At 60.5% G+C, this 23,218-nt stretch carries 23 protein-coding genes and 2 pseudogenes; 20 read left to right on the plus strand and 5 right to left on the minus strand.

What is annotated here, in order from left to right:
- Position 1 precedes the first annotated feature (1 nt).
- Entirely contained in the window at positions 2-970 is a 969-nt protein-coding gene (gene araH / locus PSH84_RS04740; RefSeq protein ID WP_025214842.1) for an L-arabinose ABC transporter permease AraH, read from the plus strand.
- 419 nt (positions 971-1,389) lie between these two features.
- On the opposite strand, the gene PSH84_RS04745 is transcribed toward araH, so the two are convergent.
- Entirely contained in the window at positions 1,390-1,770 is a 381-nt protein-coding gene (locus PSH84_RS04745) for a Rho termination factor N-terminal domain-containing protein (protein ID WP_305467865.1), read from the minus strand.
- Positions 1,771-1,802: 32 nt separating this feature from the next.
- Positions 1,803-2,153 carry a hypothetical protein gene (locus PSH84_RS04750; protein WP_305467863.1) on the minus strand — a complete coding sequence of 117 codons (351 nt, stop codon included), beginning with the start codon at positions 2,151-2,153 and terminating at the stop codon, positions 1,803-1,805.
- Positions 2,154-2,342: 189 nt separating this feature from the next.
- Between PSH84_RS04750 and PSH84_RS04755 the strand changes: the two genes are divergently transcribed.
- Complete coding sequence (locus PSH84_RS04755) at positions 2,343-2,825, plus strand: GNAT family N-acetyltransferase (protein WP_014339485.1); 483 nt, start codon at positions 2,343-2,345, stop codon at positions 2,823-2,825.
- A 3-nt stretch (positions 2,826-2,828) separates the two neighbouring features.
- Here the strand turns inward: PSH84_RS04755 and PSH84_RS04760 are convergent, their stop codons facing one another.
- The gene (locus PSH84_RS04760; protein ID WP_122566325.1) at positions 2,829-3,461 is read right to left on the minus strand and encodes a glutathione S-transferase family protein; all 633 of its coding nucleotides are present in this window, start codon (positions 3,459-3,461) and stop codon (positions 2,829-2,831) included.
- 188 nt (positions 3,462-3,649) lie between these two features.
- Here PSH84_RS04760 and PSH84_RS04765 point away from each other — a divergent pair, with 188 nt between their 5' ends.
- From PSH84_RS04765 to PSH84_RS04785, 5 genes are all read left to right on the plus strand, one after another.
- Positions 3,650-4,630 (plus strand): 2-dehydro-3-deoxygalactonokinase, encoded by a 981-nt coding sequence (locus PSH84_RS04765; protein ID WP_305467862.1) that lies wholly within the window; start codon positions 3,650-3,652, stop codon positions 4,628-4,630.
- Positions 4,631-4,649: 19 nt separating this feature from the next.
- The gene (locus PSH84_RS04770; RefSeq protein WP_122566323.1) at positions 4,650-5,270 is read left to right on the plus strand and encodes a 2-dehydro-3-deoxy-6-phosphogalactonate aldolase; all 621 of its coding nucleotides are present in this window, start codon (positions 4,650-4,652) and stop codon (positions 5,268-5,270) included.
- 49 nt (positions 5,271-5,319) lie between these two features.
- A complete protein-coding gene (gene dgoD, locus PSH84_RS04775; protein ID WP_003179439.1) occupies positions 5,320-6,468 on the plus strand; it encodes a galactonate dehydratase in 1,149 nt (382 codons plus the stop codon).
- A gap of 236 nt (positions 6,469-6,704) precedes the next feature.
- Complete coding sequence (locus PSH84_RS04780) at positions 6,705-8,015, plus strand: MFS transporter (protein WP_305482353.1); 1,311 nt, start codon at positions 6,705-6,707, stop codon at positions 8,013-8,015.
- A gap of 59 nt (positions 8,016-8,074) precedes the next feature.
- Entirely contained in the window at positions 8,075-8,878 is an 804-nt protein-coding gene (locus PSH84_RS04785; protein ID WP_058544290.1) for an IclR family transcriptional regulator, read from the plus strand.
- Positions 8,879-8,884: 6 nt separating this feature from the next.
- On the opposite strand, the gene PSH84_RS04790 is transcribed toward PSH84_RS04785, so the two are convergent.
- Complete coding sequence (locus PSH84_RS04790; protein WP_122566321.1) at positions 8,885-9,937, minus strand: NAD(P)-dependent alcohol dehydrogenase; 1,053 nt, start codon at positions 9,935-9,937, stop codon at positions 8,885-8,887.
- 179 nt (positions 9,938-10,116) lie between these two features.
- Here PSH84_RS04790 and PSH84_RS04795 point away from each other — a divergent pair, with 179 nt between their 5' ends.
- On the plus strand, positions 10,117-11,007 hold the full coding sequence (locus PSH84_RS04795) for an AraC family transcriptional regulator (protein ID WP_122566320.1): 891 nt from the start codon (positions 10,117-10,119) through the stop codon (positions 11,005-11,007).
- A 182-nt stretch (positions 11,008-11,189) separates the two neighbouring features.
- Here PSH84_RS04795 and PSH84_RS04800 read toward each other — a convergent pair whose 3' ends face one another.
- Positions 11,190-12,854: an electron transfer flavoprotein-ubiquinone oxidoreductase gene (locus PSH84_RS04800; protein ID WP_122566319.1), complete on the minus strand. Its 1,665-nt coding sequence runs from the start codon at positions 12,852-12,854 to the stop codon at positions 11,190-11,192.
- Positions 12,855-13,397: 543 nt separating this feature from the next.
- Between PSH84_RS04800 and PSH84_RS04805 the strand changes: the two genes are divergently transcribed.
- From PSH84_RS04805 to PSH84_RS04860, 12 genes and pseudogenes are all read left to right on the plus strand, one after another.
- The gene (locus tag PSH84_RS04805) at positions 13,398-14,147 is read left to right on the plus strand and encodes an electron transfer flavoprotein subunit beta/FixA family protein (RefSeq protein WP_028620627.1); all 750 of its coding nucleotides are present in this window, start codon (positions 13,398-13,400) and stop codon (positions 14,145-14,147) included.
- Positions 14,148-14,149: 2 nt separating this feature from the next.
- Entirely contained in the window at positions 14,150-15,079 is a 930-nt protein-coding gene (locus PSH84_RS04810) for an electron transfer flavoprotein subunit alpha/FixB family protein (RefSeq protein ID WP_305467859.1), read from the plus strand.
- 91 nt (positions 15,080-15,170) lie between these two features.
- Positions 15,171-15,995, plus strand: coding sequence for a substrate-binding periplasmic protein (locus PSH84_RS04815; RefSeq protein WP_305467857.1), 825 nt, complete (start codon positions 15,171-15,173; stop codon positions 15,993-15,995).
- A gap of 9 nt (positions 15,996-16,004) precedes the next feature.
- Positions 16,005-16,364: a DUF4398 domain-containing protein gene (locus PSH84_RS04820; RefSeq protein WP_003204190.1), complete on the plus strand. Its 360-nt coding sequence runs from the start codon at positions 16,005-16,007 to the stop codon at positions 16,362-16,364.
- Positions 16,361-17,171 (plus strand): annotated as a pseudogene (locus tag PSH84_RS04825) (OmpA family protein). The gene PSH84_RS04820 and the pseudogene PSH84_RS04825 overlap by 4 nt, the downstream one beginning before the upstream one ends.
- A gap of 200 nt (positions 17,172-17,371) precedes the next feature.
- Positions 17,372-18,814 (plus strand): aminotransferase-like domain-containing protein, encoded by a 1,443-nt coding sequence (locus tag PSH84_RS04830; protein ID WP_122568635.1) that lies wholly within the window; start codon positions 17,372-17,374, stop codon positions 18,812-18,814.
- Between the two features lie 85 nt (positions 18,815-18,899).
- A complete protein-coding gene (locus PSH84_RS04835; protein ID WP_305467853.1) occupies positions 18,900-19,379 on the plus strand; it encodes a translation initiation factor 2 in 480 nt (159 codons plus the stop codon).
- Positions 19,380-19,527: 148 nt separating this feature from the next.
- Positions 19,528-19,782 carry a YkgJ family cysteine cluster protein gene (locus tag PSH84_RS04840; protein ID WP_122568637.1) on the plus strand — a complete coding sequence of 85 codons (255 nt, stop codon included), beginning with the start codon at positions 19,528-19,530 and terminating at the stop codon, positions 19,780-19,782.
- Positions 19,783-19,827: 45 nt separating this feature from the next.
- Positions 19,828-20,436: an START domain-containing protein gene (locus PSH84_RS04845; protein WP_122568638.1), complete on the plus strand. Its 609-nt coding sequence runs from the start codon at positions 19,828-19,830 to the stop codon at positions 20,434-20,436.
- A 139-nt stretch (positions 20,437-20,575) separates the two neighbouring features.
- Positions 20,576-20,812 (plus strand): hypothetical protein, encoded by a 237-nt coding sequence (locus PSH84_RS04850; protein WP_305482354.1) that lies wholly within the window; start codon positions 20,576-20,578, stop codon positions 20,810-20,812.
- A 201-nt stretch (positions 20,813-21,013) separates the two neighbouring features.
- On the plus strand, positions 21,014-21,355 hold the full coding sequence (locus PSH84_RS04855) for a ribonuclease E inhibitor RraB (protein ID WP_003179463.1): 342 nt from the start codon (positions 21,014-21,016) through the stop codon (positions 21,353-21,355).
- 449 nt (positions 21,356-21,804) lie between these two features.
- A pseudogene (locus tag PSH84_RS04860) lies at positions 21,805-23,217 on the plus strand (circularly permuted type 2 ATP-grasp protein).
- The last annotated feature ends 1 nt before the right edge of the window (position 23,218 follow it).

Genomic DNA, 23,218 nt, shown 5'->3' on the forward strand with positions numbered 1-23,218 from the left:
CATGACCATTCAAAACAATGCACTGCCAACGGCACGCAAACCCCTGGACCTGCGCCGTTTCCTGGATGACTGGGTCATGCTGCTGGCGGCCATCGGTATTTTCGTGCTCTGCACCTTGATGATCGACAACTTCCTGTCGCCGCTGAACATGCGCGGCCTGGGCCTGGCGATTTCCACCACCGGCATCGCCGCGTGCACCATGTTGTATTGCCTGGCGTCCGGGCACTTCGACTTGTCGGTCGGTTCGGTGATCGCCTGTGCGGGCGTGGTCGCGGCGGTGGTGATGCGCGACACCAACAGCGTATTCCTGGGTGTCAGCGCGGCGCTGGCGATGGGGCTGATCGTCGGCCTGATCAACGGCATCGTCATCGCCAAGCTGCGGGTCAACGCCTTGATCACCACCCTGGCGACGATGCAGATTGTCCGGGGCCTGGCCTACATCTTTGCCAACGGCAAGGCGGTGGGTGTGTCGCAGGAATCGTTCTTCGTGTTCGGCAACGGCCAATTATTCGGTGTGCCGGTGCCGATCCTGATCACCATCGTCTGCTTCCTGTTTTTCGGTTGGCTGCTGAACTACACCACCTACGGGCGCAACACCATGGCCATCGGTGGCAATCAGGAAGCGGCGTTGTTGGCAGGGGTGAACGTCGATCGTACCAAGATCATCATCTTCGCCGTGCATGGCTTGATCGGCGCCTTGGCCGGGGTGATCCTGGCGTCGCGCATGACCTCAGGCCAACCGATGATCGGCCAGGGCTTCGAGCTGACCGTGATCTCGGCCTGCGTACTGGGCGGGGTGTCGTTGAGCGGCGGCATCGGCATGATTCGTCACGTCATCGCCGGCGTGCTGATTTTGGCGATCATAGAAAACGCGATGAACCTGAAGAACATCGACACCTTCTACCAATACGTCATCCGCGGCTCGATCCTGTTGCTGGCGGTGGTGATTGACCGCTTGAAGCAACGCTGAAGCCAGAAATCGCTGGCGACTGATCTACTGCTATCGCGAGCAAGCTCGCTCCCACAGGTTTTTTGTGTCAGGGCCCTGAACCTCGGCACAGCGCAGAACCAGTGTGGGAGCGAGCTTGCTCGCGAAGGCGTCGGCACATCCAACATCTTCTAACCTGACCCACCGCCATCGCGAGCAAGCTCGCTCCCACAGGGTTTTTGTGTCAGGGCTCTGAACCTCGGCACAGCGCAGAACCAGTGTGGGAGCGAGCTTGCTCGCGAAGGCGTCGGCACATCCAACATCTTCTAACCTGACCCACCGCCATCGCGAGCAAGCTCGCTCCCACAGGGTTTTTGTGTCAGGGCTTTGAACCTCGGCACAGCGCAGAGCCAGTGTGGGAGCGAGCTTGCTCGCGATAGCGTCCTCCCTGATGCCAACCATCACCCCGCCTTGCGCAACGCTTCGACCAACTCCTGTTTGCGCATCTTCGAACGCCCGGGAATATTTTTCGCCCGGGCCTCCTTCATCAGGCTGTCCACGGTCTGGGTTCCATGGGAGGCTTTGCTGGTGCGCGGGTGACCTTCGCGGGTCTTGGCGGCGCGGCGGGCCGATTCCTTGCGGTCGGTTTTCTTGGCCGTCGCCGGTTTTTCCTTACCTGAGCCACCGGAGCGCTCGCCGCCACCGGACTGCTTGTTCACCGTCGCCCAGGCCCGTGCCTCGGCTTCGTTCTCGGACACACCTTTTTTCTCGTAACTCTTTTCAATGTGTTCGGCCTTGCGCTTTTGCTCAGCGGTGTATTTGTCTTTGCTTCCACGAGGCATGGGATGTTCCTCCTCAACTGTCCGGGCAGAGGCTACTGGCTGGCGGCGCCACCTTCAGAGCCCGAACTACCGGTCGTGGTTTTCGAGCCCACCCCGGTCTCGGCGTTATCAGGCGCGGTCGAGTCCGGCGTATTCATGCCACCCTGGCGCCCCGTGTCATTCCCCTGCACGCGCGGATCGGTGCCGGTGCTGGCCGGTGGCTGGCCATTGTTCAGGCCTCCGCCGCCGTTGCCGTCGGTGTTCAACTTGGGCAGGCCTTGCGTGGCGGGGGAGTTGGACTGCTCCACGGGGTCGGTCGGCCCGGTGTCCGAGGTAGAAACCGCGAAAGCCACCGAGGACAGCAGCGCGGCGAAGGTGAATGCAGTCAGCCTTGAAGTGATCATGGTGTCGCCTCCATTTTTTAGAATGCTTACCTGGTCTTGGGCCGTGGCGGTTTGGGGTTGGTGCCTGGGGCGCGACGAATGGCATTTTGGAAAGAGGCTGGCGTCTGCGATCAAATAGTTGGATCGGGATGTGACGAGCGGCACCTGGCGGCTTAGTATGGCGCTTTCAATTGGCTACAAGGCCTGTTCATGTCGATCGAGATCCGTCCCGCGCAACCCAGCGATGCGCCTCAAATCCTTGCCTTCATCACCGAGTTGGCCGATTACGAAAAGGCCCGCCACGAAGTCATCGCCAGTGTGGCCGACATCGAGCGCAGCCTGTTCAGTGAAGGCGCGACTGCCCACGGGCTGATCTGCCTGCGTGATGGCGTGCCGATCGGTTTCGCGGTGTTCTTCTTCAGCTATTCCACCTGGCTGGGCAGTAACTGCCTGTACCTGGAAGACCTGTACATCACACCCGAACAGCGCGGCGGCGGGGCAGGGAAGACGCTGTTGCGGCATCTGGCGAAGATCGCCTGTGACAACGATTGCGGTCGCTTCGAATGGAGCGTGTTGGACTGGAACACGCCGGCCATCGAGTTCTACAAATCCCTCGGCGCGCAACCACAGGAAGAGTGGGTGCGCTACCGAATGGACGGCAAGGTGCTACGGGATTTCGCGAACGGCAATTGAGATTCACGAGTAGGCGTTGGATGCGTACTCGGCAAATCCGGGGCGCTGTTCGAGCCGCTTGCAATAAGCGGTCACCGCTGGATAGTCCGGGCGTTCCATGGGCGTCTGGCGCCAGCGGTGGGCGGACAAGCCAATGAGCACGTCCGCGAGGGAAAATGCCGTACCGGCCACGTAGGCGCCGGTGCGGTTCAACTGCTGCTCCAGCAAACCCATCTTCTCGTTCCAGCCTTTGACGCCGGCAGCGATGAGTTGTGGGTCCTGGAAATCCGGGTGTTTGCGCACAAGTCCGTAGAATGCATCACCCCATGACGGGTTGAGTTCTGTGGCTTGCCAGTCCATCCACTGCTCGACACGCGCCCGGGCGGCAGGTTCGACGGGCAGCAGATCGCTGCGCCCATGCTTGCCCACCAAATAGCGGCAAATGGTGTTCGACTCCCAGAGCACGCCATTCTCATCAATGATCACTGGCACCTGGGCATTGGGATTCAAGGCCAGGAATGCCGGGTCATGGGTCGAGGCAAAGCCGATGCCCCAGTCTTCGCGCTCGTAGGCGATGTCCAATTCCTGGCAGGTCCACAACACTTTTCTGACGTTGATCGAGGAAGTGCGACCGAGGATTTTCAGCAGTTGTCCCATCACTTTTTCCCTAGTTGTTTGGCGTCCGGTCAGAAAACGTAGCAGGGTCTTGGGCGGATGGCGATTGGCTTTGTCGTTCGCGGATTTTATCCCAATATATGGGAGTGATATTTATATATTGAGATTATGTCGCGCCCGGGTTTATAGTCCGTCTCACTCACTGCCAAAAAACAGAACAGGTGAAGCGGATGCAGGCGCAATTGATCGCGCTCGATTGGGGGACCACCTCATTACGGGCTTACAAACTCGCAGCCGGTGGCGAGGTGCTCGAGCAGCGTTCGCTGTCATCGGGGATCATGCAGTTGCCCTCCGGGCCGCGAAGCGTGGCCGGTCGGGTGTGCATCGACGGTTTCGAACTGGCCTTCGACGAGGCCTGCGGCGACTGGCTCGACGCACAGCCGGGCTTGCCTGTGATTGCCTGCGGCATGGTCGGCAGTGCCCAGGGCTGGCGTGAAGCGCCGTACTGCGACACACCCGCCAACGTCGCCAATCTCGGACATTCCCTACAAACCGTTCGCAGCCTTCGCGGTGTCGATGTGCACATCGTACCGGGGGTGATTCAGCGCTCACGCTTGCCCAATGTCATGCGCGGCGAAGAAACCCAAGTGCTCGGTGCCTTGCACAGCCTGCCGGACGAAGCGGTGCTGATCGGCCTGCCCGGCAGTCATTCGAAATGGGTAGAAGTGGCCGATGGCTGCATCGTGCATTTCGATACCTTCATGACCGGCGAGATCTTCGCCGTGCTCAGCGACCACAGCATTCTCGGCCGTACCCAGCAACGGAATGTGACGTTCGATGGCGCGGCCTTTGATCGCGGCGTGCAGGTAGCGTTATCGGTAGACGGCCAGATCGGTCCGTTGTCCACCGTGTTCAGCGCCCGCAGCCTGGGCTTGACCGGCGAGCTGGCGGCCAGCGCCCAGGCGGACTACCTCTCGGGCCTGTTGATCGGCCATGAACTGACGGCGTTGGCCGAGGTACAGCGCCGGCGCCGCGACAGCCTGCACCTGCCGACGGTGGTGCTGATCGGCAACTCCCAACTCTGTGTCCGTTATCAACGGGCCCTCGACGCCTGCGGCTTCGCCCGGGTGGTCCTGGCCGAACAGGCCACCGAACGCGGTTTGTGGCAACTGGCCGTGGCGGCCGGGTTGCTCGATTCCACCGTCCCCTGAACCTGACTGGAGGTCTGACATGCTCACACAAGCACTGGCGCACAACGGGCTGATCGCGATCCTGCGGGGTCTGCGTCCCGAAGAGGCGGCGGCCATCGGCGAAGTCCTGTACAGCGCAGGATTTCGCGTCATCGAAGTACCGCTCAATTCCCCCGAGCCGTACGAAAGTATCCGCATCCTGCGCAATACCTTGCCCGCTGATTGCCTGATCGGTGCCGGCACCGTGCTCACGCCGGAACAGGTCGAGCAGGTGAGAGCCGCCGGTGGTCAAGTGATCGTCATGCCCCACAGCGATCCGAAGGTGCTGCGCGCGGCGAAAGCGGCGGGCTTGTACCTGTCGCCAGGCGTCGCCACGCCCACCGAAGCCTTTGCCGCATTGGCCGAAGGCGCCCATGTGCTGAAGATGTTTCCCGCCGAGCAAATGGGCCCGGCGGTGGTCAAGGCCTGGCTCGCGGTGCTGCCGGCCGGGACCGTGCTGGTGCCGGTGGGCGGGATCACACCGGACAACATGGCGGTGTTCGTCGAGGCTGGCGTCAAGGGTTTCGGCCTCGGCTCCGGGCTGTTCAAGCCGGGCCTGACAGCGGATGAAGTGGCGGTACGCGCCAAGGCCTACGTGGCCGCATGGAATGCCTTGAACTGAAGACTTTTCCAGCGCTCCGTGCGCTGCATCTGACAAGAGAGACAACAAGATGAAAATCACCAAGCTGACCACGTTTATCGTTCCGCCGCGCTGGTGCTTCCTCAAGGTCGAAACCGACGAGGGCGTGACCGGTTGGGGCGAGCCCGTGGTCGAAGGCCGTGCCCACACGGTGGCGGCTGCCGTTGAGGAATTGTCCGACTACCTGATCGGCAAAGACCCACGCAACATCGAAGACATCTGGACCGTGCTCTATCGCGGCGGCTTCTACCGCGGTGGTGCTATTCACATGAGCGCCCTGGCCGGCATCGACCAGGCGCTGTGGGATATCAAGGGCAAGGCCCTGGGCGTGTCGGTCAGTGACCTGCTGGGTGGCCAGGTGCGGGACAAGATCCGTGTGTATTCGTGGATTGGCGGCGACCGGCCGGCAGATACCGCCCGGGCGGCGAAAGAGGCGGTGGCGCGGGGCTTCACGGCGGTGAAGATGAACGGCACCGAAGAGCTGCAGTTTCTCGACACCTTTGAAAAAGTCGACCTGGCCCTGGCCAACGTGGCGGCGGTGCGCGATGCCGTCGGGCCGAACGTCGGCATTGGCGTGGACTTCCACGGTCGTGTGCACAAACCGATGGCCAAGGTGCTGATGAAGGAGCTCGACCCGTACAAACTGATGTTCATCGAAGAGCCGGTGCTCAGCGAAAACTACGAAGCCCTCAAGGAGTTGGCGCCGCTGACCAGCACCCCGATTGCCCTGGGCGAGCGGTTGTTCTCGCGCTGGGACTTCAAACGGGTGCTCAGCGAAGGCTACGTGGACATCATCCAACCGGATGCGTCCCACGCCGGCGGCATCACCGAAACCCGCAAGATCGCCAACATGGCCGAAGCCTACGATGTAGCGCTGGCGCTGCACTGCCCGCTGGGCCCGATCGCCCTGGCGGCGTGCCTGCAACTGGATGCGGTCTGCTACAACGCGTTTATCCAGGAGCAAAGCCTGGGCATCCACTACAACGAGAGCAACGACCTGCTGGATTACATCAAGGACCCGCAGGTGTTCGACTACGACAAGGGTTTCGTGAAGATCCCCAATGGTCCGGGCCTGGGTATCGAGATCAACGAGGAATACGTCATCGAACGCGCCGCCATCGGCCACCGCTGGCGCAACCCGATCTGGCGCCATGCCGATGGTAGTTTTGCCGAGTGGTGAGTCACGCCTGATCCACCCAAAGTCCCTGTGGTCCTGTGGTGAATGCAAAGCTCATGCGCACCCCAGGTCCCCTGTGGGAGCGAGCTTGCTCGCGATGGCAATGTATCAGTCACACATGCACCAACTGACACACCGTCATCGCGAGCAAGCTCGCTCCCACAGTTTGATCTTCGCAAGCAGGGAGATCTTCTTCGATGCGCCCGTTTCCTCAATAAACATAAAAAGAGGCACCTCACATGCAAGCGCACACCCTGAGCGCGCAAGCGTCGTTGGTGACGCCCAGCCGCAAGCGTTTTTTCATCATGGTCCTGCTGTTCATCACCGTGGTGATCAATTACCTGGACCGCAGCAACCTCTCGATTGCCGCCCCTGCGCTGACCAGCGACCTGGGCATCGACCCGATCCACGTCGGGCTGATTTTCTCGGCGTTCGGCTGGACCTACGCCGCCATGCAGATCCCCGGTGGCTGGCTGGTGGACCGGGTGCCACCGCGTATTCTCTACAGCGTGGCATTGCTGTTGTGGTCGGTGGCCACGGTGATGCTGGGGTTCGCCGCCAGTTTCATCGCGCTGTTCGTGCTGCGCATGGCGGTGGGTGCCCTGGAAGCGCCGGCTTATCCGATCAACAGCCGCGTGGTGACCACCTGGTTTCCCGAGCGCGAGCGGGCCACGGCCATCGGTTTCTACACCTCCGGACAGTTTGTCGGCCTGGCCTTCCTGACGCCGGTATTAGCCTGGCTGCAACACGCCTTCGGTTGGCACATGGTGTTTGTCGCCACGGGCGCGGTGGGCATTCTCTGGGCGCTGATCTGGTACGCGGTGTATCGCGAGCCCCGGGATTTCAAAGGTGCCAACGCTGCCGAAATCGAATTGATCCGCGAAGGCGGCGGGCTGGTGGATATCCAGGCCGATACCGCCAAGGCCAAGGCGAAATTCAGCTGGGCGGACCTGGGGATCGTCCTGACCCAGCGCAAACTGTGGGGCATTTACCTCGGTCAGTTCTGTCTCAACTCTACGTTGTGGTTTTTCCTGACGTGGTTCCCGACCTACCTGGTGAAATATCGCGGCATGGACTTCATCAAGTCTGGCCTGCTGGCGTCGTTGCCGTTCCTCGCAGCGTTTGTCGGCGTGCTGTGCTCCGGGTTTTTCTCCGACTGGTTGATTCGCCGCGGCGCCACCGTGGGGTTCGCGCGCAAGCTGCCGATCATCGGCGGGTTGCTGATCTCGACCTCGATCATCGGCGCCAACTTTGTCGAGTCGACGCCGCTGGTGATCGCTTTCCTGGCCCTGGCGTTCTTCGGCACTGGCCTGGCGTCGATCACCTGGTCGCTGGTCTCGACCTTGGCGCCGGCACGACTGCTCGGGCTGACCGGCGGGGTGTTCAACTTCATCGGCAACCTGGCGGCCATCGCCACGCCGATCGTGATTGGCTTCCTCGCCAGCGGCGATTCATTCGCCCCGGCCATTACCTATATCTCTGTCCTGGCATTGGCTGGCGCGCTGTCCTACATCCTGCTGGTCGGGAAGGTCGAGCGCATCGAGTTGTAGTCCTACGGGGCGGGCGACCATAATGCCGCCCGTTTCCCGCTCACTGTTGAAGGCCGGCTATGCAGCAAGACGATCCAAAAATCACCAAGGACGCCGCGCCCACAGGCACGCAAACATTGCTGCGTGGCCTGGGCGTGGTCCAGGCGGTCGCCAGCGGTGCCCGTGACTTGAAGGAAATCGCCCGGCTGATCGGCACCACCCGCAGCACCACCCATCGCCTGGCCAGTTGCCTGGTGGACGAACGTTACCTGCGCGTGGTGCCGCAAGTGGGTTACCTGTTGGGGCCAAAGTTGATCGAGCTGGGCTTCCAGGCCCGGGAAGAGTTGCCGCTGGTGAGCCTGGCGGGGCCGTACCTGGACGAGCTGTCGGCGCTGACCGGAGACACCGTTCACCTGGCGATTCGCGAGGGCGACGAAGTCTTGTACCTGCTGAAGAATCCGGGGCGTAACGGCCCGGAAATGCGCTCGCGCGTAGGCCATCGCATGCCGTTGGCGCGCACCGGGATCGGCAAGGCGCTGATGCTCGATGACACTCAGGAACAATGGAAGCGGCTGTATGAAATCAGCCTCCCGGCGGGTGGGAAGAATCAGTTCTGGCCCCAGCATCAGGAGCAATCCTGGGAACAGTTCCAGCAACGGATGGTGGAGTACGTGGCGGGGGGCTATGCCTTCGACCTGGAAGACAACGAACCGTCGATTCGCTGTGTGGCGGCGCCGATCCGTGACGCCGGCAAGCGTATCGTCGCCGGCATCAGTATCGCCAGCACCGTGCCATACATGCCGCTGGAAAAGATGGCCGAGCTGATTCCCCTGGTCAAAGGGGTCACAGCCCGGCTGTCGGCGGAACTGGGTGCCAAGGTCTGACGAACGTCAGGCCTTGAGCGTCGCCATGTCGATGACGAAGCGGTACTTCACGTCGCCTGCGATCATGCGGCTGTAGGCTTCGTTGATCTGGCGAATGTCGAGCATTTCAATGTCGCAGCTGATGTTGTGTTCGGCGCAGAAATCCAGCACTTCCTGGGTTTCTGCGATACCGCCGATCAACGAGCCGGCCAGGACACGGCGACCCATGATCAGTTTTGCCGCGTGTACCGGCGGATCGATCGGCTCGACCAGGCCCACGATGATGTGCACGCCGTTGAAACGCAGCGTGTCGAGGTAGGGGTTGAGGTCGTGCTGCACCGGAATGGTGTCCAACAGGAAGTTGAAACGTCCGGCTGCGGCAGCCATCTGTTCGGCGTCGGTGGACACGATCACGTGGTCCGCGCCTTGGCGACGAGCCTCGTCAGCTTTGCTGGCTGAGCGGGTGAAGAGCGTCACTTCTGCGCCCATGGCCTTGGCGAACTTGATGCCCATGTGGCCGAGACCGCCCATGCCTAGCACGCCGACCTTGTCACCGGCCTTCACGCCATAGTGCTTGAGGGGTGAGTAGGTGGTGATGCCGGCGCAGAGAAGCGGCGCGGCGCTGGCCGGGTCGAGTGCGGCCGGGATGCGCAGCACAAAGTGCTCGTTAACCACGATGCTGTTGGAGTAACCGCCCATGGTGTGGCCGCCGCTCACGCGGTCCGGGCTGGCGTAGGTCTGGGTCATGCCTTCGAAACAGTATTGCTCCAAGTCAGCGTGACACGCTTCGCACTCGCGGCAGGAGTCGACCATGCAGCCTACGCCCACCAGGTCGCCAACCTTGTAGCGGGTGACGTCCGCGCCGACGGCGGTGACTTTGCCGATGATCTCATGGCCGGGCATCAGCGGATAAACGGCGATGCCCCATTCATTGCGGGCCTGATGGATGTCGGAGTGACAGACACCGCAGTAGAGAATATCGATCGCCACATCGTCGGCTCGCGGGCTGCGACGCTCGAATTTCATGGGGGCGAGGGGAGTGGTGGCCGACTGGGCGGCATATCCGATGGCTGTGTACATGATGGACCTCGCTAAACAATGAACGGTGAGGCGTCCATTCTGGGAGTCCTGGCGACAGGCGGCGATGGCGATTCCTCCGCCTGTCATGCCTAATCCTCCGGTCTTGGCCAGGATTTGATCCTCTGTGGCGCGAGACCTGCGATGATGGTTTCATCCCCTTTTTCGTGAAGTTTTCACCCATGTTGTTGACCCGCCATCTCGATGCCAACGCCACGTTGGTTTCATTGATAGAACCCTTGGCGACCCGCGACGGTTTCGTCCCGACGCCACTGCCCGGCGTGCATACGCTTCGGGCCAGCCAGGACGTCGCCCGTGGCCCGCAGCTCTACGAGCCGAGCCTGGTGATCATTGCCCAGGGCAGCAAACTGGCGTACCTGGGGCCTCGTACGCTGGAATATGGCGCCGGGCATTATCTGATCCAGGCCTTGCCGGTGCCGTTCGAATGCGAAACCTACGCCATGCCCAATGCTCCACTGCTTGGGGTTTCCGTTGCGATCGATCGGGCGATGCTGGGGGAGCTGGTGCTGGCCATGGGGCTGGTACCGGGTCGGAACCTGGCGCCGCAGACGCCGGAATCGATGACCTGCGCAGTGCTCGATGACGCCATGCGTGGGTGTGTTGAACGCTTGCTGCGCTGCTTGCACGATCCGTTGGAATGCCAGGTCATGGGCCAGGCACGGCTGCGGGAGTTGCTGTTCGTCGCGTTGCGCGGGCCCCAGGCCGATGTGCTGCGGGCACTGGTGGAGCAGCAAGGCCAGTTCGCCCGGATCGCCGTGGCCTTGAGTCATTTGCATGCGCACTTCACCGAGCCGCTGAACGTCGAGACCCTGGCCAGTTGCGCGAACATGAGTGCTTCGACCTTCCATGAGCATTTCAAGCGCAGCACCTTGCTGTCGCCGGTGCAGTACCTCAAGCGGCTGCGACTGCTCAAGGCTCAGCGGTTGCTGCTGATCGAGGGCATGGGCGTGGCCCAGGTTGCACATCAGGTGGGGTATCAGAGCCCGTCGCAGTTCAGTCGCGAGTACAAGCGCTATTTCGAGCGCAACCCCGGGGAAGAGCGCGTGGCGTGATCCACGCAAATCCCTTGTGGGAGCGAGCTTGCTCGCGATGGCGGTGTGTCAGCCGACATCTGTGTTGAATGATAAACCGCCATCGCGAGCGAGCTCGCTCCCACATTTGGACTGTGGTGTGCCTTGAAATGTAGGCAACAAAAAGGCCCCCATTGCGGGAGCCTCGATGTTCAGCGTGTGGCTTACATGTTCGGGTAAGTCGGCCCGCCAGCGCCTTCCGGCGATACCCAGGTGATGTTCTGTGCAGGGTCCTTGATGTCGCAGGTCTTGCAGTGAACGCAGTTCTGGGCGTTGATCTGGAAGCGCTTCTCGCCGTCTTCCTTGGTCACCACTTCGTACACGCCAGCCGGGCAGTAGCGCTGGGCCGGTTCGTCGTACAGCGGCAGGTTCTTGCTGATCGGGATGCTCGGGTCGGTCAGCTTCAGGTGGCAGGGTTGTTCTTCTTCATGGTTGGTACCGGAGATGAACACCGAGCTGAGTTTGTCGAAGCTGAGCTTGCCGTCCGGTTTCGGGTAGTCGATTTTCTTGCAATCGGCCGCCAGTTTCAGGCAAGCGTAGTCAGGCTTGTTGTCGTGCAGGGTGAACGGTATTTTGCCGCCGAAGATGTTCTGGTCGAGCCAGTTGAAGCCGCCACCGATGATCGCGCCGTATTTGTGGATCGCGGCACCGAAGTTGCGGCTGGCGAACAGTTCTTCGTACAGCCAGCTGTTCTTGAAGTTGTCGACGTAGGCGGTCAGTTCGTCACCGCCTTCGGACTCGGCGAACAAGCGATCGGCCACGGCTTCGGCGGCGAGCATGCCGGATTTCATGGCGGTGTGGCTGCCTTTGATCTTGGCGAAGTTCAGGGTGCCGAGGTCGCAACCGATCAGCGCGCCGCCCTTGAAGACCATTTTCGGCAACGAGTTCAGGCCGCCCTTGCAGATGGCACGGGCGCCGTAGCTGACGCGCTTGCCGCCTTCCAGGTACTGCTTGAGCACCGGGTGATGCTTGAGGCGCTGGAACTCGTCGAACGGCGACAGGAAGGTGTTGCTGTAGGACAGGTCGATAATCAGGCCGACCACCACCTGGTTGTTTTCCAGGTGATAGAGGAAGGAGCCGCCGGTGTTCTCGGTGCCCATGATGTCCAGCGGCCAGCCAGCGGTGTGCACCACCAGGCCGGGTTGATGCTTGGCCGGATCGATTTCCCAGATTTCCTTCAGGCCGATGCCGTAGTGCTGGGCGTCGGCCTCGCTGTCGAGGTTGAAACGCTTGATCAACTGTTTGCCGATGTGACCACGGCAGCCTTCGGCGAACAGCGTGTATTTGCCACGCAATTCCATGCCGGGGGTGTAGAGGCCGTCCTTCGGGTGGCCTTCGCGGTCGACACCCAGATCGCCGGTGATGATCCCGCGAACCACGCCGTTTTCGTCGAACAGCGCTTCCTGGGCGGCGAAGCCCGGGTAGATTTCCACGCCCAGGTTCTCGGCCTGCTGGGCCAGCCAGCGGCACAGGTTGCCCAGGGAAATAATATAGTTGCCTTCGTTGTGCATGGTCTTGGGCACAAAGAAGTCAGGGATTTTGCTCGCGGCCTCGGCGTTTCTCAGGACATAAATGTCATCGCGAACGACGGGCGTGTTCAACGGCGCGCCGAGCTCTTTCCAGTCGGGGAACAGTTCGTTCAGGGCGCGGGGCTCGAACACCGCGCCGGAGAGAATGTGCGCACCGACTTCGGAACCTTTTTCGACCACGCAGACGCTGATTTCCTTACCGGCTTCGGCGGCCTTCTGTTTCAGTCGGCAAGCGGCAGACAGGCCAGCGGGGCCGGCACCGACGATGACCACGTCGAATTCCATGTATTCGCGTTCCACAGGCTATCTCCTACTCAAGGCTCACAGTTTTTCTAATTGGAGGTTTGGCGTTGCATCCTTGTTTGCTTCGCAAAAAGCGACGAAATCGACAATGGATGAACCGCGGGTCTCTCTTAAGCGGCGCATTATATCTACACCACTCTCAGGGTCCAATACAAACGTTTGTTTGAAATTGCCGCAGCCCAGATAAATCACTGACGTACGGCTTATGACTGACCATTTTGCCGTATTGACCGGAATAGGCGTTCCGGTCAAGATACGGGCGGTTTTGCGCTCGCCGTAGGCTGACTGTTGGTTTCAAGAGCACCTCTAAAGACAGGGCGAAGGCAGCATAAAGTGACGTATTGCGCGGTTCCGAGGCGCAGTTTACACGCCGCGATAATGAATGACTCATCGGTCATCACTGACCAATGGTCTTCACTCCCGTGAGCAAGGTCATGTGTGGTTCATGCCGGCGTTTTTAGAGGTGCCCTTGCGCCCATGAGCATCAACCGCCAGGTTCGCCTAGGCGACTTTTTTTCACCGGAGAGTAACGAGGAATCCATGAAGGTTCTTGTAGCTGTCAAACGAGTGGTCGACTATAACGTCAAGGTTCGCGTCAAGGCGGACAACTCCGGCGTCGACCTCGCCAACGTCAAGATGTCGATGAACCCCTTCTGCGAAATCGCCGTGGAAGAAGCCGTACGCCTGAAAGAGAAAGGCGTGGCAACGGAAATCGTCGTCGTCTCCATCGGCCCGACCACCGCCCAGGAACAACTGCGCACCGCGCTGGCACTGGGTGCCGATCGCGCCATCCTCGTCGAATCCGCCGAAGACCTGACTTCCCTGGCCGTGGCCAAGCTGCTAAAGGCCGTAGTCGACAAGGAACAGCCACAGCTGGTGATCCTCGGCAAGCAGGCCATCGACAGCGACAACAACCAGACCGGCCAGATGCTCGCGGCATTGAGCGGCTACGGTCAGGGCACCTTCGCATCGAAAGTCGAAGTGTCCGGCGACAGCGTTGCCGTGACCCGTGAGATCGACGGCGGCGCGCAGACCGTTTCCCTGAAACTGCCGGCCATCGTCACCACCGACCTGCGTTTGAACGAGCCGCGCTACGCGTCCCTGCCAAACATCATGAAAGCCAAGAAGAAGCCGCTTGAAGTGCTGACTCCGGACGCTTTGGGCGTTTCCACCGCCTCCACCAACAAGACCGTCAAAGTCGAAGCGCCGGCTGCACGCAGCGCGGGCATCAAGGTCAAGTCGGTGGCTGAACTGGTCGAGAAACTGAAAAACGAAGCGAAGGTAATCTGACTATGACTATCTTGGTAATCGCCGAACACGATAACAAAGCGCTGGCTCCGGCCACGCTGAACACCGTTGCAGCCGCCGCCAAAATCGGTGGTGATGTCCACGTCCTGGTAGCCGGGCAGGGTGCTGGCGCCGTTGCCGAAGCCGCTGCGAAAATCGCTGGCGTGGCAAAAGTGCTGTCGGCCGACAACGCCGCCTACGCGCATCAGTTGCCGGAAAACGTTGCTCCGCTGGTCGCCGAGCTGGGCAAGGGCTACAGTCACATCCTGGCGGCCGCCACCTCCAACGGCAAGAACATCCTGCCGCGCGTGGCCGCCGCACTGGACGTCGACCAGATCTCCGAAATCATCTCGGTTGAAAGCGCCGACACCTTCAAGCGCCCGATCTACGCCGGCAATGCCATTGCCACCGTGCAATCGAACGCTGCGGTCAAGGTCATCACCGTGCGTGCCACCGGTTTCGACCCGGTTGCCGCCGAAGGTGGTTCGGCTGCCGTTGAAGCAGTCGCTGCTGCTCATGACGCCGGCATCTCCAGCTTCGTCAACGAAGAATTGGCCAAGTCCGACCGTCCTGAACTGACCGCGGCCAAGATCGTCGTTTCCGGCGGTCGTGGCATGCAGAACGGTGACAACTTCAAGCACCTCTATGCCCTGGCCGACAAGCTGGGCGCCGCCGTCGGTGCTTCCCGCGCCGCGGTCGACGCCGGTTTCGTGCCCAACGACATGCAGGTCGGCCAGACCGGCAAGATCGTTGCGCCACAGCTGTACATCGCCGTCGGTATCTCCGGCGCGATCCAGCACTTGGCTGGTATGAAAGACTCCAAGGTGATCGTGGCGATCAACAAGGATGAAGAGGCGCCGATCTTCCAGGTGGCCGACTACGGCCTGGTAGCGGACTTGTTCGAAGCCATCCCTGAGCTGGAGAAGCTGGTCTAATCCGGCGTCTTCACTTATAAAGAGCCCGGCCCTTTGGCCGGGCTTTTTATTTTCTGCACTGTTTTTTTCGCTGCAAGGGGAGCATATCGCCATGGATCTGCGTCGTTTGACCGGCTGGTCGTTGCTGTGGACGTTGGCGCTCGTGCCAGGCCTGTCTGTCGCCGCCGGCAAATGTGAACGCCTGATCGCCACCGGCAGCCCGGACGCGCCACCTTACCTCTGGCAAGACCCTCAGGACCCCAAGCACCTGATTGGCGCTGGCGCCGATCTGCTGGGGCACGTCGCGGCGGAGTTGGGGATCAAGATCGAATTGTTGTATGCCGGCAAGCGCGCCCAGGCGCTGGACGAAGTGCGCAGTGGACGCATGGACCTGCTCACCGACGCTCCGCTGACCGTCACCGGGCTGGAGGCGCTGGATTACGTCCATCCGCCCTTGCTGGAAAACGATTACCTTGTCTGGACCCGCCAGGACTCGACTTTGGTCATCAACCAGCCCGAGGATCTTCACGGTCATCCCGGCGCCTTGTCGGAAAAGTCTCGCATGACCCAAGGATTCGGCGTTTTTGCCGAGCAGAAATTGTCCTTGGTGCGCACGCCCAACCTGACCCAGGCCTTTCAGAAATTGCTGTTGGGAGAGGTGGAATATGTCCTGGCGGGGCGCTATTCAGGCCTGGCGATGGCGCAGACACTGGGGATGGCCAGCGACCTGCAAGCCGCGGCACAACCGGTGGACAAACCCGGGTTGTTCCTCGCGGTTTCCCATAACTCCGCCTGCAATGACCCATGGTTACGCGGACAGCTGGCGCAAAAGATGACAGAATTGGCCGCGTCCGGTCTGACGGAGGCTGTGTTGCAGCGCAATCTAGAGCGTTGGAACACACAGTTGCAGCCACCTGTCAGTGCCCCAAAACAGTAGGGAACATTAGTGACTATTCGACCTCTTTTCGCTGCCCTGGCCGTTCTGGCTCTGGCGGGCTGCGCAGCCGATCCGGCGCCGAATGAACAGATCCGCCTGACCGAACAGGCACTGGAGCAAGCCCGGGCCGTTGGCGCCACTGCCGACGAAGTGCCCGAATTGAAACTGGCTGAAGAAAAATTCGCCCGCGCCAAATCCAACATGGCCGACGAATCCTACAAGAAGGCGCGCATGCGGGCCGAACAGGCTGAACTCGACGCCCGCCTGGCCGAAGCGAAGGTGCTGACCCTCAAGAGCCAGGAGCAATTGAACGTGCTCGACACCCGCATCAAGCGCTTGCGCAAACAGTTGAGGGAGGACGCCCAATGAAGCACTCCCACGTATTGGGCGGTTTGGTCCTCGCCGGCCTGGCCAGCTTGTATGGCTGCGCCGGCCAACGCAGCGAAGCGGCACTCGAGCAGGCCAGCACCGATTTCCAGAAGGTCAAGGAAGACGCCAACGTGTTGCGTGCCGCACCCCGGGACTTGATCCGCGCCGGTGAATCCCTGGCTCGTGCCGATCGCTTGTCCAGCTACTGGGGCAGCGGCGAGGACGTGCAGCATTACGCCCTACCTGAGCCAACGCTACAGTGCGATCGCCCGGGAACACAGTAACCAGGTGCTCAACGAAGAACGTGCGGCGAAGCTCGAACTGGAGCGCCAGCGCCTGCAGTTGGCCTTGCGTGAATCCAAGTTGCTGAGTGTGCAGCAGCAGGGCAAATGGCTCGAAGAGCAGATCATGGCGATGGCGACCACCCAGACCGATCGCGGCCTGGTGATGACCCTGGGCGACGTGTTGTTCGACACCGGTGAAGCGGAACTGAAGAACTCGGCCAACCGGGTCGTGCTCAAGATCGTGCAGTTCTTGCAGCTCAACCCCAAGCGCGTGGTGCGTATCGAGGGGTATACCGACAGTACCGGCGGCAAGCAGGAAAACCTCAAGCTGTCCCGCGACCGTGCACAGTCGGTAGCGGATGTGCTGGTGGACCTGGGGATTGATGAAAAGCGCATTCAGGTCGAAGGCTATGGGGATGAGTACCCGGTGGACGTCAATGCTTCCGAGCGGGGCCGGGCACAGAACCGTCGCGTTGAAATTGTGTTCTCCGACGAAAAAGGCCAGCTCGGCGCCGCCCGCTAAGGGTTGCGTCACTGGAAAACCCGGCCCCTGTAACAGGCGCCGGGTTTTTTTGGCCCTGCAGTCGACGCAGGATGAGTACAGTTAGAGCTGTCACTCCACTGTACTGTCGAGTAATCTGGCAACTGTCCCAGTACACTTCTAAACTGTTCCGGTATCGTTTCCAACAAGAATAAAATGCCCGTGAAATCGAGTGCTGCGTCATGACCAACCTCCTGCTCTATCAACGTATTGCTCAACAGCTGGCTGAAGACATCCGGCGTGGTGTGTATCAGCCCGGTGAACGCGTGCCTTCGGTGCGCAAAATGAGCTCGCAGCTCAACGTCAGCCATGCCACGGTGCTGCAGGCCTACGCCAACCTTGAAGACCAGGGGCTGATTCGCGCGCGGCCGCAATCGGGCTACTACGTGCACCAGACGCCGGCCCTGACGGCACCGACGCCGGACATTGCCCGGGTAGAGCGTCCGGGGCTGGTGACGCGCAGCAGCATCATCCAGCAGGTATTGGTCGAGTCGCGACGCGAAGGGGTGTTCCCCCTGGGCGCGGCGGTGCCGAGCGTCGACTATCTGCCTGTTCGAGCCTTGCATCAGCAACTGGCCAAGGTCACGCGTTTCCACAGCCCACGGGCGTTCAGCTACATGTTCAGCCCGGGTTTCGAGCCGTTGCGCCGCCAAGTGGCGATTCGCATGCGCGATGCCGGTGTCGTGGTGGACCCTTCCGAGGTGGTGATCACCCACGGATGCGTCGATGCGCTGCAGATGTCCTTGCGGGTGCTCACGCGGCCGGGGGATTTGATTGCCGCCGAGTCGCCGACCTATTACGGCTTGCTGCAACTGGCGGATCTATTGGGCCTCAAGGTCATCGAGATCCCCAGCGATCCGGTCACTGGTATGAGCCTGGAAGCCTTGCAGTTGGCGGCCAACCAGTGGTCGATCAAGGCGCTGGTGCTGACCACGCGCCTGAGCAATCCGCTTGGTGGCACCATGCCGGAAGAACGACAAAAGCAACTGCTGCGCCTGGCGTCGGACTTCGACATCCAGATCGTCGAGGACGATATTTATGGCGAGTTGATGTTCGAGCAGGGGCGTACCAAGGCCCTCAAGGCCTATGACCGACTGGACCGGGTTATCTACTGTTCGAGTTTTTCCAAGACCTTGTCGCCAGGAGTGCGCATCGGGTGGATGATCGCGGGGAAATTCCAGCAGGAAATCCAGCGGCTCCAGACCTTCAGCACTCACTCGGCGTGCAGCGTTACGCAGATGGGCATTGCCGCCTACCTGGAAAACGGCGGCTATGACCGGCACCTGCGCTATATCCGCCAGGAGTACCGCAAGAACCTCAGTGCCTTCCAACTGGCGGTGCAACAATACTTCCCCGAAGGCACGCAAATGAGCCGTCCCAACGGCGGTTTCATCCTGTGGGTCAGCCTGCCGGGGCGGGTCAATACCCAGGAGTTGCATGTGCGGGCGTTGCAACAAGGCATCAGTATCGCGCCTGGACTGATTTTCAGTAACACCGAGCAGTTCAACCACTGCATTCGCTTGAATTGCGGTACACCCTGGAACCGCGAGGCAGAGCGGGCCTTGATGACGCTGGGGTTGTTGGCGACGCAATTGTGTCAAGAGACCGCCAACGGGTTTCTATAGGAATCAGCGGCTTAGCTTGATGTGCTTGTCAGCGCCTCATTATCAGGCGAGCATGGGGATATCTGCCGTCAGTGCCGTTGTGTCTATGAAAGCCATTGTTCCTGTTGCCTGGGTTTTGATCGGCCTGTTCAGTGCCTTCCAAATGGAAGGCGTCGCCGTGGCGGCTCCGGCGCAGGAAAAACCGGCCGTTAGTGCCACGAAGAATGCGTCGAAAAAAACCGCGGTGGCCAAGAAGCCGTCCGCTAAAAAGGCGGTTGCGGCGAAGAAAAAAAAGCGTGCCCCCATTGCTTCCAAGAGCAAATCCGCCCACCAGATCGCCAAGACCCCATTGCCACCGGCCAAGCTGGACCTGAGCCTGCCCCATGACATGGTCGAGGAACTGCAGCCACCGGGTAAGGTACCGCTGCCCAAGCGGGAACCGCTTTTACCGTCAATGTTCGGAGAGAAACCCGGACCGTTCCAGCTCAATGGCCGGTTGTTGAGCAATGAAATGCAGCTGCCGTTGCGCAATCAGGAGCGCAACGAGGTGGAAGGTGCGGCACTGGATTTCGAGTTCAAGCAGTAAACCTTCCACAGGTATGCAGCTCGTCGCTGACCGTTCGGTCATCTCGCCAAGGGCAAAAAAACACGCAGACGGTAATTTAAAACGAGTGTTTTAGCCGTTACTCTGTGTGCTGTTATTCATCATTACCTGTCGTGAGGATGTTCTCGTCATGAAGTGCCGTGAAGGCTGTGGCGCCTGTTGCATCGCCCCTTCCATCAGCTCACCGATTCCTGGCATGCCCCAAGGCAAACCGGCGGGAGAACGTTGCGTGCAATTGTCAGTCGATAACCTGTGCCGGATCTTCGGCCAGCCGGGGCGTCCGGCGGTGTGCTCGGCATTTGAAGCCGACGTCGAGGTGTGCGGCAGCAGCAGTGAAGAGGCCATCCGGTTGATCGGTTGGTGGGAGCAAGTCACGGCAGCGTAGTGAACGGATCCGAAATGAACGAACTTGGACAATAAGGAAAAGACTATGGGTTCGCTGCATCGTATGGCTGTGTTGTGTGGGTTGACCGTGTTGCTGGCAACGGCCACCGCTCAGGCAGAGGACTGGCAGGTTGCCAAGGAGAAGGACGGCATCAAGGTTTCCCTCAGTGAAGTGACGGGCTCCAAGTACAAGGCCTATCGCGGCGTGACGGTGATGAAAACCACCATGGCCAAGTTGCGGAGCCTGCAGGAGGACGTTGCTGGCGCCTGCGCCTGGATCCATGAGTGCAAGAGCCAGAAACTGCTCAAGCACGAAGGCGACAAGAGCTGGACTTATACCCAATTCAACACGCCATGGCCGGTCACGCCTCGGGACTCGGTGCTGGAAGTCATCACCGAGGAGGGCGCGGACGGCAGCCTGACCCGCAAGCTCAAGGGCTTACCTGAGTATTTGCCTGAGGAGAAGGGCTTTGTGCGTGTGACAAAGGTCGACGGTTTCTGGAAGTTCACTCCCAAGGGCGCGGACCAGGTCGAAGTGATCTATCAAGTGCACACCGAGCCGGGTGGTAGCGTACCGTCCATGGTGGCTAACAAGTTCGTGGTGGATGCGCCGTTCAACACCCTCAAGGCCCTGAAGGAACGCGCCGAAAAGTGATTGGCCAGGTTGCACAAAAGAGACCGCCCTTGAGGCGGTCTTTTCATGTGTGCCGTCCAGGCATCCAGCGGAACGATTATCCAGCCCTCAATGTCGAGATAAAGGTAAGCCAGGCCCTGAATTGATCAAGGAGACACTGATGCAAAAGTGGGAAATCACTTTCATTGACGATCACGGTGTAAAAACCGTTCAGCAATTCGACTATGACCAGAAACCCACCATGGAGCAGGCTGCCCAACTGATTCGCGAAAGATTGCTTCCAGTGCTCAACAAGCTGGATATGAATGACTTGGAGAACCGAACCGAAGACCCGACAGTCAAGAACCTCAAGTCCCAGAACAGCATCGAAATCCTCAGCATTACACCGATTTCATGAAACCTTGCCTGGTCTCGCTTGGCAGTGGCCATCACTTGCGGCTACTCTGCAATTGAGATCAGCGAAAGGATCGCCAAGGTCCGGTCTTGTCAGCTACATGCTTGTGTCCCGACGGCCATTTGATGCCGTATCGCTTGCAGCCTGAGGGCTTCTCGCACGGGAAGACGGAAAGTCTATCCATCGGTTTTAGGAGGACGTTTCATGAGCACAGCCTATCAAGAAGACATCAGCACCAGCGTATTGCGCCGCATGAAAGAAGGCGGTTTCGATTTTTCCCGATTCCATCCCATTGAGTTCTACGCCATTTTCCCGGACGAGGAGCGGGCGCGCAGGGCGGCAGGTCATTTTCGGGGCGAATCGTTGAACGCGCAGATCAGTGCACGGGACGACGGGGCTTGGTCATTGGAACTGAGCCGGGTGATGTATGCCACTTACGATGACATAGGAGACTTCGAGCAAGACTTTGAGGCAGTCGTCGAACCCTTGGGTGGCGTTATCGAGGGCTGGGGTGTCAAGCAAGAGATCCGGCGGCTGCAGGCCTGACAGTCTGTCACCGCAACCACAGCAACGGCTGACCTTTGTGTCGGCCGTTTTCATGTCTGCGGATTACCCGAAAATCCTTGTGGGAGCCGAGCTTGCTCGCGATGACAGTGGGTCAGCTTGCATCAATGTTGAATGCACCGACGCCATCGCGAGCAAGCTCGGCTCCCACAGGGATTTGTGGCAGATGTCGAATATGTGAGTAACACCACCGCCGCCCGGTTTGTACCTAACTGTATCCAGACCGCGCTGCTTCGTTTTTCCATGGCTATGCTCAGGAGAGCGACGCCCCTGCGTCGCAATGAAGCGGGGGGCGGCGGGTTGGGGGCATCTGCTGCACTGTAAAAGTGCGCGGCCTCTCAATGGAGATTCCAACCCGTTGATCATAAAGCGTTTATGCCGATGGCACGGGGCTTGCGAAGCCTTGCTGCCAGGGTGACAAGGAGTACGGCATGATCCGCAGCGGTTTTGATGAAATGTACGATGCCGACGGCCAGGTCCGCCCGCACTATCAGGCGTTTGCCCGCTGGCTGGCCGAAACGCCCGACGAGTTGCTGGCGCAACGCAGGCGTGAAGCCGACCTGTTGTTTCATCGTGCCGGCATTACGTTCACGCTCTACGGCGACGAGCAAGGGACCGAGCGCCTGATCCCGTTCGATACGATCCCGCGCAGCATCCCGGCCAGCGAATGGCGGGTGGTCGAGCGCGCGGCTGCATCCAGCGGGTCAAGGCACTGAACATGTTCCTGGCCGACCTCTACCACGAACAACGCATCATCCGGGCCGGTATCATTCCCGCCGAGCAGGTGCTGGCCAACGAACAGTACCAACTGGCGATGCAAGGGCTAGACCTGCACCGTGACATCTATGCGCACATTTGCGGTGTCGACCTGGTACGCGACGGTGACGGCACCTACTACGTGCTCGAAGATAATCTGCGTACGCCCAGCGGCGTCAGCTACATGCTCGAAGACCGCAAGATGATGATGCGCCTGTTCCCCGAACTGTTCGCCGCCCAGCGCATCGCCCCCATCGACCACTATCCGAACCTGCTGCTCGACACCCTGAAAAGCTCCAGTCCGCTGGACGACCCCAGCGTCGTGGTGCTGACGCCGGGGCGTTTCAACAGCGCATTCTTCGAGCACGCGTTCCTGGCCCGGGAGATGGGCGTGGAGTTGGTGGAAGGCGCCGACCTGTTCGTACGGGATGACAGAGTGTTCAATGCGCACCACCGACGGGCCGAAGGCGGTGGATGTGATCTACCGTCGCCTCGACGACGCGTTCCTCGATCCACTGGCCTTCAATCCGGATTCGATGCTCGGCGTACCGGGCCTGTTGTCCTCCTACCGTTCCGGCAACGTGGTGCTGGCCAATGCCATCGGCACGGGGGTGGCGGACGACAAGTCGGTGTACCCGTTCGTCACCGACATGATCCGCTTTTACCTGGACGAAGAGCCGATCCTGAAGAACGTTCCTACATGGCAGTGTCGTAATCCTGCTGAGCTTTCCCACGTACTGGCCAATCTTCCCGACCTGGTGGTCAAGGAAACCCAGGGTTCCGGCGGTTATGGAATGCTGGTGGGGCCGGCCGCGACGACGGCGCAAATCGATGCCTTTCGCGAGCGGATCAAGGCCAAGCCGCATGCCTACATCGCCCAGCCGACGCTGTCGCTCTCGACGTGCCCGACCTTTGTCGAAAACGGCATCGCCCCGCGCCACATCGACTTGCGGCCGTTTGTGCTGGCTGGCCGCGAGACCCGCGTGGTCCCTGGCGGGCTGACGCGGGTGGCGTTGCGCGAAGGCTCCCTGGTGGTGAATTCATCCCAGGGCGGCGGTACCAAGGACACTTGGGTGGTCGAGGATTGAG

Origin of the sequence: Pseudomonas beijingensis, from assembly GCF_030687295.1 — a bacterium.
GTDB classification, from domain to species: Bacteria; Pseudomonadota; Gammaproteobacteria; order Pseudomonadales; family Pseudomonadaceae; genus Aquipseudomonas; species Aquipseudomonas beijingensis.

Coding starts and splice junctions, on each gene's coding strand:
- PSH84_RS04835 (WP_305467853.1), top strand. CDS start 18,900: ATGAAAGCCATTGTTCCTGTTGCCTGGGTTTTGATCGGCCTGTTCAGT.
- PSH84_RS04790 (WP_122566321.1), bottom strand. CDS start 9,937: ATGTACACAGCCATCGGATATGCCGCCCAGTCGGCCACCACTCCCCTC.
- PSH84_RS04780 (WP_305482353.1), top strand. CDS start 6,705: ATGCAAGCGCACACCCTGAGCGCGCAAGCGTCGTTGGTGACGCCCAGC.
- araH (WP_025214842.1), top strand. CDS start 2: ATGACCATTCAAAACAATGCACTGCCAACGGCACGCAAACCCCTGGAC.
- PSH84_RS04765 (WP_305467862.1), top strand. CDS start 3,650: ATGCAGGCGCAATTGATCGCGCTCGATTGGGGGACCACCTCATTACGG.
- PSH84_RS04795 (WP_122566320.1), top strand. CDS start 10,117: ATGTTGTTGACCCGCCATCTCGATGCCAACGCCACGTTGGTTTCATTG.
- PSH84_RS04815 (WP_305467857.1), top strand. CDS start 15,171: ATGGATCTGCGTCGTTTGACCGGCTGGTCGTTGCTGTGGACGTTGGCG.
- PSH84_RS04840 (WP_122568637.1), top strand. CDS start 19,528: ATGAAGTGCCGTGAAGGCTGTGGCGCCTGTTGCATCGCCCCTTCCATC.
- PSH84_RS04770 (WP_122566323.1), top strand. CDS start 4,650: ATGCTCACACAAGCACTGGCGCACAACGGGCTGATCGCGATCCTGCGG.
- PSH84_RS04830 (WP_122568635.1), top strand. CDS start 17,372: ATGACCAACCTCCTGCTCTATCAACGTATTGCTCAACAGCTGGCTGAA.
- PSH84_RS04785 (WP_058544290.1), top strand. CDS start 8,075: ATGCAGCAAGACGATCCAAAAATCACCAAGGACGCCGCGCCCACAGGC.
- PSH84_RS04850 (WP_305482354.1), top strand. CDS start 20,576: ATGCAAAAGTGGGAAATCACTTTCATTGACGATCACGGTGTAAAAACC.
- PSH84_RS04855 (WP_003179463.1), top strand. CDS start 21,014: ATGAGCACAGCCTATCAAGAAGACATCAGCACCAGCGTATTGCGCCGC.
- PSH84_RS04760 (WP_122566325.1), bottom strand. CDS start 3,461: ATGGGACAACTGCTGAAAATCCTCGGTCGCACTTCCTCGATCAACGTC.
- PSH84_RS04845 (WP_122568638.1), top strand. CDS start 19,828: ATGGGTTCGCTGCATCGTATGGCTGTGTTGTGTGGGTTGACCGTGTTG.
- PSH84_RS04745 (WP_305467865.1), bottom strand. CDS start 1,770: ATGCCTCGTGGAAGCAAAGACAAATACACCGCTGAGCAAAAGCGCAAG.
- PSH84_RS04750 (WP_305467863.1), bottom strand. CDS start 2,153: ATGATCACTTCAAGGCTGACTGCATTCACCTTCGCCGCGCTGCTGTCC.
- PSH84_RS04755 (WP_014339485.1), top strand. CDS start 2,343: ATGTCGATCGAGATCCGTCCCGCGCAACCCAGCGATGCGCCTCAAATC.
- PSH84_RS04810 (WP_305467859.1), top strand. CDS start 14,150: ATGACTATCTTGGTAATCGCCGAACACGATAACAAAGCGCTGGCTCCG.
- dgoD (WP_003179439.1), top strand. CDS start 5,320: ATGAAAATCACCAAGCTGACCACGTTTATCGTTCCGCCGCGCTGGTGC.
- PSH84_RS04805 (WP_028620627.1), top strand. CDS start 13,398: ATGAAGGTTCTTGTAGCTGTCAAACGAGTGGTCGACTATAACGTCAAG.